Here is a 14010-nt window from a genome sequence, read left to right on the forward strand (position 1 = left end):
TGTTATACAATTAACAGGTATAATCAGATACAATTCGTTGTAAATGATTAAAAGTTCTTTGACGTATTGGAGAAGTAGAAGTTATTGAAAGTAGACGCGCGAGCGCGTATAATAAGAAAGTGAATAAGGGCGTACGGTGGATGCCTAGGCTCTCAGAGGCGAAGAAGGACGTGATAAGCTGCGATAAGCTACGGTGAGGTGCAAATAACCGTTAATCCGTAGATTTCCGAATGGGGCAACCCATCACGCTGAAGGCGTGATATCCCGCAAGGGAGGCGAACCCGCTGAACTGAAACATCTAAGTAGGCGGAGGAGAAGAAAACAAGAGTGATTCCCTGAGTAGTGGCGAGCGAAAGGGGAACAGCCCAAACCATGTTAGTTTAGGCTAATGTGGGGTTGTAGGACTACGACATATTGTATATATAAGAAGTGGAAGCTAACTGGAAAGTTACACCAAAGGGGGTGAGAGTCCTGTACACGTATTTATATATATGATTAGTAGTATCCTGAGTAAGGCGGGACACGTGAAATCCTGTCTGAAACTGCGAGGACCATCTCGTAAGGCTAAATACTCCTGAGAGACCGATAGTGAACCAGTACCGTGAGGGAAAGGTGAAAAGCACCCCGAACAGGGGAGTGAAATAGTTCCTGAAACCGTGCGCTTACAAACGGTTGGAGTCACGCCAATGGCGTGATGACAGCGTGCCTTTTGCATAATGAGCCTACGAGTTGCTCCTCACTAGCGAGGTTAAGGTTTTAAGAACCGGAGCCGAAGCGAAAGCGAGTCTGAATAGGGCGCTAGAGTTAGTGGGGGCAGACGCGAAACCTTGTGATCTACCCATGGCCAGGTTGAAGTTCAGGTAACACTGAATGGAGGACCGAACCAGTAAACGTTGAAAAGTTTTTGGATGAGCTGTGGGTAGGGGTGAAAGGCCAATCAAACTGGGAAATAGCTCGTACTCCCCGAAATGCATTTAGGTGCAGCCTCGTGTTAGTGTCATAGAGGTAGAGCTACTGATAAGGCTAGAGGGCTTCACCGCCTATCAACCCTTGACAAACTCCGAATGCTATGACATGATTCACGGGAGTGAGGCTACGGGTGCTAAGGTCCGTGGCCGAAAGGGAAAGAACCCAGACCATCAGCTAAGGTCCCCAAATGTATGCTAAGTTGAAGAAACGTGGTCCGACTGCAGAGACAGCTAGGATGTTGGCTTGGAAGCAGCCATTCATTTAAAGAGTGCGTAACAGCTCACTAGTCGAGCGGTTGGGCGTGGATAATAATCGGGCATCAAGCATACTACCGAAGCTATGGATTACCGACGTAAAGTCGGTACTGGTAGGGGAGCATTCCAGTGCCGCAGAAGCAGTATCGTGAGGTATTGTGGAGGAGCTGGAAAAGCAAATGTAGGCATAAGTAACGATAAAACAGGTGAGAAACCTGTTCGCCGTAAGACTAAGGTTTCCTGATCAACGTTAATCGGATCAGGGTTAGCCGGGGCCTAAGGTGTACCCGAATGGGGAAACTAATGGACAGCAGGTTAATATTCCTGCGCTTGCATAACACTAAAAAGTGACGGAGTGATGTAGCTGCTAGGTGCTGACGGAATAGCACCTTGAGCCTAGCCTTCGGGCGAAGCGAAGCAGTGAGTTTGCTTCCAAGAAAAGCGAAGTTATGCAACTCGTACCGTAAACCGACACAGGTAGTCGAGGAGAGCATCCTCAGGCGCTCGAGTGAATCATGGCTAAGGAACTAGGCAAAATCGACCTGTAACTTAGGGAGAAAGGTCTCCCGATGCAAATCGGGACGCAGTTAAAAGGCCCAGGCGACTGTTTAACAAAAACACAGGACTCTGCAAATTCGAAAGAAGAAGTATAGGGTCTGACACCTGCCCGGTGCCGGAAGGTTAAGAGGGGATGTCATCACGCTTCGGTGTGAGAAGCATTGAATTGAAGCCCCGGTAAACGGCGGCCGTAACTATAACGGTCCTAAGGTAGCGAAATTCCTTGTCGGGTAAGTTCCGACCTGCACGAATGGTGTAACGATCTGGGCACTGTCTCGGCCATGAGCTCGGTGAAATTGTAGTTCCGGTGAAGATGCCGGGTACCCGCAACGGGACGGAAAGACCCCGTGAACCTTTACTATAGCTTAACATTGATTTTGGGTATGTGATGTGTAGGATAGGACGGAGACTATGAAGCGGCCTCGCTAGGGGTTGTGGAGTCACCCTTGAAATACGTCCCTTTACCTATCTGAGTCTAACCACGCCAACGGCGTGGGACATTGTTTGGTGGGTAGTTTGACTGGGGTGGTCGCCTCCAAAAGCGTAACGGAGGCTTCCAAAGGTACCCTCATGACGAATGGTAACCGTCAGAAGAGTGCATTGGCACAAGGGTGCTTGACTGTGAGACCGACAAGTCGATCAGGTAGGAAACTAGGGCAAAGTGATCCGGTGGTTCCGTATGGAAGGGCCATCGCTCAAAGGATAAAAGGTACTCCGGGGATAACAGGCTGATCGCTCCCAAGAGCTCATATCGACGGAGCGGTTTGGCACCTCGATGTCGGCTCGTCACATCCTGGGGCTGGAGAAGGTCCCAAGGGTTGGGCTGTTCGCCCATTAAAGTGGCACGCGAGCTGGGTTCAGAACGTCGTGAGACAGTTCGGTCCCTATCTGTTGTGGGCGTTGGAGATTTGAGAGGACCTGACACTAGTACGAGAGGACCGTGTTGGACAGACCTCTAGTGCACCTGTTGTGGCGCCAGCTGCAGAGCAGGGTAGCTATGTCTGGCAGAGATAAGCGCTGAAAGCATCTAAGCGCGAAGCTCCCCTCAAGATGAGATCTCCCTTAAGGGTCGTTGGAGACTACGACGTTGATAGGCTGTAGGTGTAAAGGCGGTAACGTCAAAGCCGAGCAGTACTAATTACCCGTGAGCTTTCATTATACAGTTCATACAAGCGCACTATTGAAAATAACCTTTACTTCCACCAATACGTTAAAAATATTGTTGTTCACCCAAAAGGAGTGACAAAATCCTGAAAAGCAAGCTCTAAAGAGAGCAGCACTTCAAGGATCAAGACTTTAGGTGGCTATAGCAGTGGGGTCCCACCTCTTCCCATCCCGAACAGAGAAGTTAAGCCCACTAGCGCCAATGGTACTGTGAAAACGGGAGAGTAGGTCGCTGCCTTTCTTTTAATCCCGATATTCTTTCTTAAGATATCGGGATTTTTTATTCGTAAGACTTAAATTTCATGAGTTCACGAAATGAAATTTTATAGTCGAATCCCGATTTACATCCATAGCCATTAACTTAAGACTTATTTAATAGATATTTAGCTATATACATCACTATTCCTCTTCCGAGGAAATTATGTGTTTTTTCCTCATATTTGTATATATTTTGAATCACTAGTGGGCATTATAAATTAAGTTACGTTCTTTGAAATTCTTTGTACATCGCAGTTGTAGCGTTTTTTGATAGCGTGACGATTTGAATTGAATAGTTAGATATTTGCTTCAAAACAAGCAAATTCTATGAATCAAGGTAAATTATCTTCGCACAACTTACAGATTTTTTACCCCGCAGGGTTTTGATCGGATTGTTCAAAATCATGAAGGGAATAAGTATGTTAGAACATTCACTTGTTGGAATCAGATGCTTTGCATGGTCTTTGGACAGCTAACTTCAAGAGACAGTATGCGTGATCTAATGCTTAGTTTGGAAGCACATCAACCCAAATATTATCACCTTGGATTTGGGCCTTCAGTATCCCGACGAAATCTAGGCACTTCAAATGCAAAACGCAGTTATAGAATATTTGAAGAGTTTGCTTACGTTTTAATTGAGCAGGCCAGAAGGAGTTGCTACAAAACCGATTTCGAAGTCAAGGTAGACGGTAACGTTTATGCATTAGATTCCACAACTATTGATCTATGTTTGAGTGTTTTTTGGTGGGCTGAGTTCCGAAAGGCAAAGGGAGGCATAAAACTTCACACCTTATATGATGTGAAGACATCCATCCCAAGCTTTTTACATATCACCAAAGCAAGTGTCCATGATGTCAATATACTTGATCTCATCCAATTTGAAGCTGGAAGTTTTTATGTGGTTGATAAAGCATATATTGACTTCCGTCGTTTGCATAGATTGCATTCTCAAGGCGCATATTTTGTAACAAGAGCCAAAGAAAATATGCGTTTTAGGCGACTATATTCCAGAGTTGTTGACAAAACAAAAGGAGTACAATATGATCAGGTTGGAAAGCTAGAAACACACTATTCGAAAAAGGAATATCCCGATAAACTTCGCAGAATAAAGTATTATGATCAGGAAAGTAAAAATGAACTTGTTTTCTTAACCAATAATACCGAGTTAGAAGCCAAAGAGATCGCCATGTTGTATAAGAAACGCTGGGAAGTTGAACTATTTTTCAAATGGATGAAACAACACTTAAAGATTAAATCCTTTTGGGGAAATTCAATGAATGCTGTTAAGATCCAAATATATTGTGGGATCATTGCTTACTGTTTAGTCGCCATAATTGGAAACAAACTGAAAGTTGACCGTCCAATCTACGAAATATTACAAATATTCAGCATTTCTCTACTCGATAAAACGCCTGTAAGAGAGATACTTACAAAATGCGATTACAAATATGTCAAAGAACTTCAAGTTAAACAATTAAAAATCAGTGGGTTTTAAGTGCCCACTAATGATTTTGAATTTGTAATAAAAGGCGGCAAGGTTTTTCGCAACCATTAAAAGGCCGCCTTTTTTTATAAAGGTAGTTTTTCTTGTGGAAAAATGCCTTTTTAGCTGATGTAAATCCTAGTATTTATAGATAGTGTAGCCAAATTCAGCAAGAATTTGCTTAAGTTTTTTCGGAAGAGAATCTGAATACTAAAGCTCGTGAAAACAATTTTATTAAGCGAGGTAGAAAAATCACTGGTTCTTCATTTATCAAAACACTTGTATTCAATGAAGAATCCCATGAACAGTTAAGTCTTTTAGATTTAAAATGTGATTTATATGAACATTCTGACTACCGTATAAGTCAAGAAGCAATCCACAAGCGCTTTACACCTGAAGCTGTTTCTTTTTTAAAAGATGTTTTCCAACAACTGCTTTCACAACAATTAACATTTACAAACAGTACGGTTTTTAAGAAAGGCTTTTTTAGCAGTCTATGTATCAGAGACTCCACCAAATTCAAGCTCCCAGTATCGTATCATGCTAGTTATCCATTTTATGGTAGTTACAACAAAATTTCATCCCTGATGAATTTTCAATACGAGTTTGATTTATTCTCTGGAAATTGGACCAGTTTAGAGCTGACAAAAGCAACCAGAAATGACCAAACCGATTCAAATGAAACCGTCAACGACATAAAGCAGGGTAGCCTGAATATCAGAGACCTGGGATATATAACACCAACATATTTAAAAGCCGTTGAAAAAAATATTGCATATTATATCAACCGCTTACCAAAGATCGGGTTTATCAATTAAATGTAGATAGTTATGAATCAATTGACTGGAAGTCACTTGATAAAAGTATTGGAGGAAAAGGCCTCAATCATCTGGAACTTGAAGTTATTCTAGGAAAAGAAGATAAGCTAAAATCAAGAATGGTTATAATCCCAGTTCCCGAAAGTGTAGCAAGAGAAAGGATACATAAAGCAAAGCAGGGAGGGAAAAGATCGAATGGATACCAGTTGTCTAAGGAATACAAAATAAAAGCCTACCATAATATTTTTATTACCAATGTGCCAAAAGAGGTACTAACAGCAAAGGAAATTTTTGAAGCATATACATTAAGGTGGCAAATTGAATTAGTGTTCAAAACCTGGAAATCAAACCTGAATATCCATAAAATAAAATCAATGAAGAGGGAGAGAATGGAGTGCCAACTATTTTCAAAACTCATATGGATATTATTGAACTCAAAAATTTTTCAAATGGCTAATAATGCAATAAAAGCAGACACTCCAGATAAGGGATGTAGCTTGGTTAAGTTTTGTAAACTTGCTAAAAAGTTCTCACAAACTTTGCGATATATTATTAGTGAAAGATACTCCTTTGTAAATTGGTTTAAAACAGCTATTATACCAATTGTTCCAGACCTTGTTGTTGAAAAAAGGATGAATAAAGACACACATTGTCAGATACTTAATCGGATTTTTGTCCTCTAAAGTTAATGGCTATGGATTTACATCGGGACTGAAAGCGGATTCGCGGGTAGATACCCCGCCTCTTGAGGCGAATAAAATATAATCCTTTGCAGATACCCCGTCAGCTTCCTGCAGGGAGTTTCATTTTATTACCCTACCCATTTCTATCATTGCTAGTCGATTCTCTAAATCAACTACCAGATTAAAACAATTAAAGGTTTGTTTGTGATGCAGATTTAACTTTTCCGATTCAACTATTTTACTTAACTTGAATTCCTTTTTCTGCAGAAAAAAGCAAATCAACAATAGGGGTTATTAAATTGGTTGCTGTTTTTTAAACAATGTTTAGCTCACTTGTAATAAAAGTCATTAGTCTTAAATAGTAAACATATCATTTTTAAGTGAATTTCTGAATAGGTGAAATGCAGAGGATGAGCCAGTTAAGAATTAATTAAATTAAAACTAAAAATATATTAAACGGGCTATTGCAAATACAAAAAAAGCATCTACATTTGCAGCCCGCTTTAAACGAAAGCAAGGTTCTTTAGGTGTTGAAAATGTCGTAACCAAATAAGAAATTTATCAAATATTTTTTCTGAGAAAAAATATTTGAGGAAGATCAAAAAAATATTTGGATTTATAAAAAATTCGATATACATTTGCACCCGCTTTTGAGTTGAGGCTCTGGTCAGAACGGAGGGAGATGAAAGAAGCAAGAAGAATACAAGAAGAAGTTCTTTGAGAATAATGTGAAGAGGAAAGGTAAAGGAAAAAGGTACTCGGGGAGAATTCCCTGGTAATAAGCCAGTAGATCAAGACATATAAAGTTTTAATTACAATGAAGAGTTTGATCCTGGCTCAGGATGAACGCTAGCGGCAGGCCTAACACATGCAAGTCGAGGGGCAGCACGGGTAGTAATACTTGGTGGCGACCGGCGCACGGGTGAGTAACGCGTATGCAACCTGCCCTTAACTGGGGAATAGCCCGGAGAAATTCGGATTAATGTCCCATAACATAGTGATTCTGCATGGAATTATTATTAAAGCTCCGGCGGTTAAGGATGGGCATGCGTGACATTAGGTAGTTGGTGAGGTAATGGCTCACCAAGCCCACGATGTCTAGGGGGCCTGAGAGGGTAATCCCCCACACTGGTACTGAGACACGGACCAGACTCCTACGGGAGGCAGCAGTGAGGAATATTGGTCAATGGACGCAAGTCTGAACCAGCCATGCCGCGTGCAGGAAGACGGCTCTATGAGTTGTAAACTGCTTTTGTACGGGAATAAACATAGGTACGTGTACTTATTTGAATGTACCGTAAGAATAAGCATCGGCTAACTCCGTGCCAGCAGCCGCGGTAATACGGAGGATGCAAGCGTTATCCGGATTTATTGGGTTTAAAGGGTGCGTAGGCGGGAATGTAAGTCAGTGGTGAAATCTTGCAGCTTAACTGTAAAACTGCCATTGATACTGCGTTTCTTGAGTATAGTTGAGGTAGGCGGAATGTGTAATGTAGCGGTGAAATGCTTAGATATTACACAGAACACCGATTGCGTAGGCAGCTTACTAAGCTATAACTGACGCTGAGGCACGAAAGCGTGGGGATCGAACAGGATTAGATACCCTGGTAGTCCACGCCGTAAACGATGATCACTCGTTGTTGGCGATACACCGTCAGCGACCAAGCGAAAGTGTTAAGTGATCCACCTGGGGAGTACGCTCGCAAGAGTGAAACTCAAAGGAATTGACGGGGGCCCGCACAAGCGGTGGAACATGTGGTTTAATTCGATGATACGCGAGGAACCTTACCTGGGCTTAAATGCAGGACGACGTTTCGGGAAACCGGAATTCTCTTCGGAGCGGACTGCAAGGTGCTGCATGGTTGTCGTCAGCTCGTGCCGTGAGGTGTCGGGTTAAGTCCCATAACGAGCGCAACCCTTATCGTTAGTTGCCAGCGGGTCAAGCCGGGGACTCTAACGAAACTGCCGGTGTAAACCGTGAGGAAGGTGGGGATGACGTCAAATCAGCACGGCCCTTATGTCCAGGGCTACACACGTGTTACAATGGTCGGTACAAAGGGCAGCTACCTGGTGACAGGATGCTAATCTCTAAAGCCGGTCACAGTTCGGATTGGAGTCTGCAACTCGACTCCATGAAGCTGGAATCGCTAGTAATCGCGCATCAGCCATGGCGCGGTGAATACGTTCCCGGGCCTTGTACACACCGCCCGTCAAGCCATGGAAGCTGGGGGTACCTGAAGTCTGTAACCGCAAGGAGCGGCCTAAGGTAAAACTAGTAACTGGGGCTAAGTCGTAACAAGGTAGCCGTACCGGAAGGTGTGGCTGGAACACCTCCTTTCTGGAGAAATTGGTTAATTATTTTCCGAACTAACGGAGAAGTACCTCTCCTTACCTTTCTTTCTCTTCATATTTATAATATTGCTGTGATAAACAGCCAGACAGTTTGAACCGAAAGGTCCCTTCTGTCGAAAAGTTCTTTGACGTATTGGAGAAGTAGAAGTTATTGAAAGTAGACGCGCGAGCGCGTATAATAAGAAAGTGAATAAGGGCGTACGGTGGATGCCTAGGCTCTCAGAGGCGAAGAAGGACGTGATAAGCTGCGATAAGCTACGGTGAGGTGCAAATAACCGTTAATCCGTAGATTTCCGAATGGGGCAACCCTTCCGGCTGAAGGCCGGAAACTCCGAGTAATCGGAGGGCGAACCCGCTGAACTGAAACATCTAAGTAGGCGGAGGAGAAGAAAACAAGAGTGATTCCCTGAGTAGTGGCGAGCGAAAGGGGAACAGCCCAAACCATGTTAGTTTAGGCTAATGTGGGGTTGTAGGACTACGACATATTGTATATATAAGAAGTGGAAGCTAACTGGAAAGTTACACCAAAGGGGGTGAGAGTCCTGTACACGTATTTATATATATGATTAGTAGTATCCTGAGTAAGGCGGGACACGTGAAATCCTGTCTGAAACTGCGAGGACCATCTCGTAAGGCTAAATACTCCTGAGAGACCGATAGTGAACCAGTACCGTGAGGGAAAGGTGAAAAGCACCCCGAACAGGGGAGTGAAATAGTTCCTGAAACCGTGCGCTTACAAACGGTTGGAGTCACGCCAATGGCGTGATGACAGCGTGCCTTTTGCATAATGAGCCTACGAGTTGCTCCTCACTAGCGAGGTTAAGGTTTTAAGAACCGGAGCCGAAGCGAAAGCGAGTCTGAATAGGGCGCTAGAGTTAGTGGGGGCAGACGCGAAACCTTGTGATCTACCCATGGCCAGGTTGAAGTTCAGGTAACACTGAATGGAGGACCGAACCAGTAAACGTTGAAAAGTTTTTGGATGAGCTGTGGGTAGGGGTGAAAGGCCAATCAAACTGGGAAATAGCTCGTACTCCCCGAAATGCATTTAGGTGCAGCCTCGTGTTAGTGTCATAGAGGTAGAGCTACTGATAAGGCTAGAGGGCTTCACCGCCTATCAACCCTTGACAAACTCCGAATGCTATGACATGATTCACGGGAGTGAGGCTACGGGTGCTAAGGTCCGTGGCCGAAAGGGAAAGAACCCAGACCATCAGCTAAGGTCCCCAAATGTATGCTAAGTTGAAGAAACGTGGTCCGACTGCAGAGACAGCTAGGATGTTGGCTTGGAAGCAGCCATTCATTTAAAGAGTGCGTAACAGCTCACTAGTCGAGCGGTTGGGCGTGGATAATAATCGGGCATCAAGCATACTACCGAAGCTATGGATTTCATAGAAATATGGACTGGTAGGGGAGCATTCCAGTGCCGCAGAAGCAGTATCGTGAGGTATTGTGGAGGAGCTGGAAAAGCAAATGTAGGCATAAGTAACGATAAAACAGGTGAGAAACCTGTTCGCCGTAAGACTAAGGTTTCCTGATCAACGTTAATCGGATCAGGGTTAGCCGGGGCCTAAGGTGTACCCGAATGGGGAAACTAATGGACAGCAGGTTAATATTCCTGCGCTTGCATAACACTAAAAAGTGACGGAGTGATGTAGCTGCTAGGTGCTGACGGAATAGCACCTTGAGCCTAGCCTTCGGGCGAAGCGAAGCAGTGAGTTTGCTTCCAAGAAAAGCGAAGTTATGCAACTCGTACCGTAAACCGACACAGGTAGTCGAGGAGAGCATCCTCAGGCGCTCGAGTGAATCATGGCTAAGGAACTAGGCAAAATCGACCTGTAACTTAGGGAGAAAGGTCTCCCGATGCAAATCGGGACGCAGTTAAAAGGCCCAGGCGACTGTTTAACAAAAACACAGGACTCTGCAAATTCGAAAGAAGAAGTATAGGGTCTGACACCTGCCCGGTGCCGGAAGGTTAAGAGGGGATGTCATCACGCTTCGGTGTGAGAAGCATTGAATTGAAGCCCCGGTAAACGGCGGCCGTAACTATAACGGTCCTAAGGTAGCGAAATTCCTTGTCGGGTAAGTTCCGACCTGCACGAATGGTGTAACGATCTGGGCACTGTCTCGGCCATGAGCTCGGTGAAATTGTAGTTCCGGTGAAGATGCCGGGTACCCGCAACGGGACGGAAAGACCCCGTGAACCTTTACTATAGCTTAACATTGATTTTGGGTATGTGATGTGTAGGATAGGACGGAGACTATGAAGCGGCCTCGCTAGGGGTTGTGGAGTCACCCTTGAAATACGTCCCTTTACCTATCTGGAGTCTAACCACGCCAACGGCGTGGGACATTGTTTGGTGGGTAGTTTGACTGGGGTGGTCGCCTCCAAAAGCGTAACGGAGGCTTCCAAAGGTACCCTCATGACGAATGGTAACCGTCAGAAGAGTGCATTGGCACAAGGGTGCTTGACTGTGAGACCGACAAGTCGATCAGGTAGGAAACTAGGGCAAAGTGATCCGGTGGTTCCGTATGGAAGGGCCATCGCTCAAAGGATAAAAGGTACTCCGGGGATAACAGGCTGATCGCTCCCAAGAGCTCATATCGACGGAGCGGTTTGGCACCTCGATGTCGGCTCGTCACATCCTGGGGCTGGAGAAGGTCCCAAGGGTTGGGCTGTTCGCCCATTAAAGTGGCACGCGAGCTGGGTTCAGAACGTCGTGAGACAGTTCGGTCCCTATCTGTTGTGGGCGTTGGAGATTTGAGAGGACCTGACACTAGTACGAGAGGACCGTGTTGGACAGACCTCTAGTGCACCTGTTGTGGCGCCAGCTGCAGAGCAGGGTAGCTATGTCTGGCAGAGATAAGCGCTGAAAGCATCTAAGCGCGAAGCTCCCCTCAAGATGAGATCTCCCTTAAGGGTCGTTGGAGACTACGACGTTGATAGGCTGTAGGTGTAAAGGCGGTAACGTCAAAGCCGAGCAGTACTAATTACCCGTGAGCTTTCATTATACAGTTCATACAAGCGCACTATTGAAAATAACCTTTACTTCCACCAATACGTTAAAAATATTGTTGTTCACCCAAAAGGAGTGACAAAATCCTGAAAAGCAAGCTCTAAAGAGAGCAGCACTTCAAGGATCAAGACTTTAGGTGGCTATAGCAGTGGGGTCCCACCTCTTCCCATCCCGAACAGAGAAGTTAAGCCCACTAGCGCCAATGGTACTGTGAAAACGGGAGAGTAGGTCGCTGCCTTTCTTTTAATCCCGATATTCTTTCTTAAGATATCGGGATTTTTTATTTTCCAAATCCCTTTGTTTTCACACTAAACCCTGCTTATAAACAGTAAATTTCTTACTTTTGTCTGGTACAAAATTTGTAGTTCTTACCTGATGAATCATTCTCTGCATATACTTGCTATTCTATTTTTCTTTAATATTTCAGTTCATTCACAATCTGTTTCCGACTCGAATGCTGTACTTAATGGATGGATTTTAGACAAATGGTTTGTTAATCCCGAGAAAACTATCATCGATACCAATCTTGAGAATTTCCAGATTCATAATATTATTCTTCGGAATTATTCCTCCGCTGCAACCCTGAGCTCCAATGGCTCTCCCTATCTTTCGAACTTGTTTTTTAGCCGCAAACAAGACGATTTATTGTTTCTGAATTCTTACAGCGACTATTTCTCAAGTTACTCTACAACCGTTTATTTTAATACCCGCAAGCCATTTACCCAGCTCGATTATATGCTAAGTTGGCCTAAAACAGACCGTGAGGAGTATTTTAAGATTTTTCATACTCAAAATATCAATGATCGGTTAAATTTTGGTTTAAGTGCTGGAGTAACAACCGACAAAGGACAATATAGGTACATTAATGCCAACAGTAAATCGTTTAGCGTTTTCAGCAGTTACACAGGACGAAATTATACCATTCATCTTTCTCTAGATCTTAATCGATATTATGCTGGTGAGAATGGTGGGGTTGTCGACTCGAGTTATAATGGCGACTGGCAGTTTACCAAAGAAATTGAGACATATTTTACCGGAGGGTCTACCAGTTCAAGTGTACCCGATGTAGATGTGCGTAATAAAGTACGGTATATCGATGGTATGCTTAGCCAAAATATTAAGCTTTTTACAATTGGCCAGAAAACAGATTCGGGAAATGTTTCAAACAATTTAGCTCAGCCATCGGTAAGCTATGTTGTGCGTTACCGCAAGGCTTCGAAAATTTATGAGAATAAAGAAGAAATTAATAATTACTATTACGATAATATCTATTCAAACATTAAGGCTACTTACGATTCCATTGCTGAAATGAGGGTTACCAATACCTTTCAATTCGACTTTAAAACCAAGCTCAGAAATAAAGTTACAGCTGGAGTATTTGCAAACGTGAACCACGATTACTTAAAATACACCTATTATTCCTTACTCGACACAGCACTAATCGATTCTAGTTTTTTTAACCGTATCGATACTACAGGACTTACTCCGCAAGAAAGACAACTGTCAGAGAATAAATATCTTAAAAAAGGTGTTACCAACTACGATACACTTTACGACATCAATTCGAACCAGAGTTTATACAATATTTATGTGTCTGGTGGTATTTATGGAAAATTCTGGACACATTTTCAAAGCCGGTTTTCAGCTTCCATTTATCTCGCAGGGTATAAAGCCGGTGAAACCATGTTGGATGGACTGATGCTCACGAACATTAATCTGTTTAACCGCCCTTATCAGTTATTTTTAAGTGGTTCTCTTGAGAATAGGGTGCCTTCTTACCAGTTAAATAACTACTATTCAAATCATTATATATGGGAGAAGGATTTTAAAGCCATAAATAAGCTTTTTTTATCAAGCAAATTGAGCGCTCCATCAAACAGATTTGAAATCGATTTAAAATATAACGTACTTCGCAATTATATTTTCATTACCGACTCAATGCCTGAATCCTACAATCAGCCATTGAGTATTTGGGCCCTGGCAGTGCAGAAGGAATTTGTAGTTTGGAAGTTTCATTCCATTAACAAGATAACCTACCAGGTGTCCGAAAACAGATCGGTTGTTGAAGTGCCGGCTTTGGTTGTATTTAACTCAACCTATATCGACCAAACCTGGCTTTTTAAACTTACCGGCGGAAAACTGAGAACTATGCTTGGAGCTGATGTGTATTACAATACCGAAATGAAAGCCACAGGATACATACCTGCACTTTCGCTTTTTCACATTCAGAACTCCTCGAATATGACGGGTAATTATCCCTATGTGGATCTTTGGTTGAGTATGAAACTAAAACGAACACGTTTTTTCTTAAAATATGAACATGTGAATAGTTCAACCAGGAACTTAAACCATTTTCTGGCACAAAACTATCCTTCCAAATCTGCAGCTTTTAAATTTGGCTTATCCTGGACATTTTACGATTAGGCCAAGGCTGTAAGTTCATAAAATTTAATCCGA

At 43.3% G+C, this 14010-nt stretch carries 3 protein-coding genes, 5 rRNA genes and 1 pseudogene; all 9 read left to right on the forward strand.

Translation table 11 applies throughout. The features are described from left to right. Positions 1-113: 113 nt before the first annotated feature. The 9 genes and pseudogenes from IPM71_10305 to IPM71_10345 all read left to right on the forward strand — a co-directional run bounded on the left by IPM71_10305 (position 114) and on the right by IPM71_10345 (position 13977). Positions 114-2939: ribosomal RNA gene (locus IPM71_10305) — 23S ribosomal RNA — on the forward strand. Positions 2940-3077: 138 nt separating this feature from the next. Continuing rightward, a 5S ribosomal RNA gene (gene rrf, locus IPM71_10310) occupies positions 3078-3186 on the forward strand. Positions 3187-3530: 344 nt separating this feature from the next. Next, a pseudogene (locus IPM71_10315) lies at positions 3531-4698 on the forward strand (IS4 family transposase). A 191-nt stretch (positions 4699-4889) separates the two neighbouring features. Beyond that, positions 4890-5504 (forward strand): transposase, encoded by a 615-nt coding sequence (locus IPM71_10320; GenBank protein ID QQS52817.1) that lies wholly within the window; start codon positions 4890-4892, stop codon positions 5502-5504. A gap of 119 nt (positions 5505-5623) precedes the next feature. Further along, positions 5624-6187 (forward strand): transposase, encoded by a 564-nt coding sequence (locus IPM71_10325; GenBank protein QQS49998.1) that lies wholly within the window; start codon positions 5624-5626, stop codon positions 6185-6187. An 814-nt stretch (positions 6188-7001) separates the two neighbouring features. Further along, positions 7002-8525, forward strand: a 16S ribosomal RNA gene (locus IPM71_10330). 194 nt (positions 8526-8719) lie between these two features. Then, positions 8720-11547: ribosomal RNA gene (locus IPM71_10335) — 23S ribosomal RNA — on the forward strand. A gap of 138 nt (positions 11548-11685) precedes the next feature. Continuing rightward, positions 11686-11794 (forward strand): 5S ribosomal RNA (gene rrf, locus IPM71_10340). The 16S, 23S and 5S rRNA genes sit together here, the layout of an rRNA operon. A gap of 134 nt (positions 11795-11928) precedes the next feature. Beyond that, on the forward strand, positions 11929-13977 hold the full coding sequence (locus IPM71_10345; GenBank protein ID QQS49999.1) for a hypothetical protein: 2049 nt from the start codon (positions 11929-11931) through the stop codon (positions 13975-13977). Positions 13978-14010: the final 33 nt, after the last annotated feature.

The sequence above is a fragment of the Bacteroidota bacterium genome (genome assembly GCA_016699695.1).
Classification (GTDB): Bacteria; Bacteroidota; Bacteroidia; order Bacteroidales; family UBA10428; genus UBA10428.

What these genes read in the sequence shown, in the direction of transcription:
- IPM71_10325 (QQS49998.1), top strand. Translation starts at nt 5,624, where the DNA reads ATGGTTATAATCCCAGTTCCCGAAAGTGTAGCAAGAGAAAGGATACAT.
- IPM71_10345 (QQS49999.1), top strand. Translation starts at nt 11,929, where the DNA reads ATGAATCATTCTCTGCATATACTTGCTATTCTATTTTTCTTTAATATT.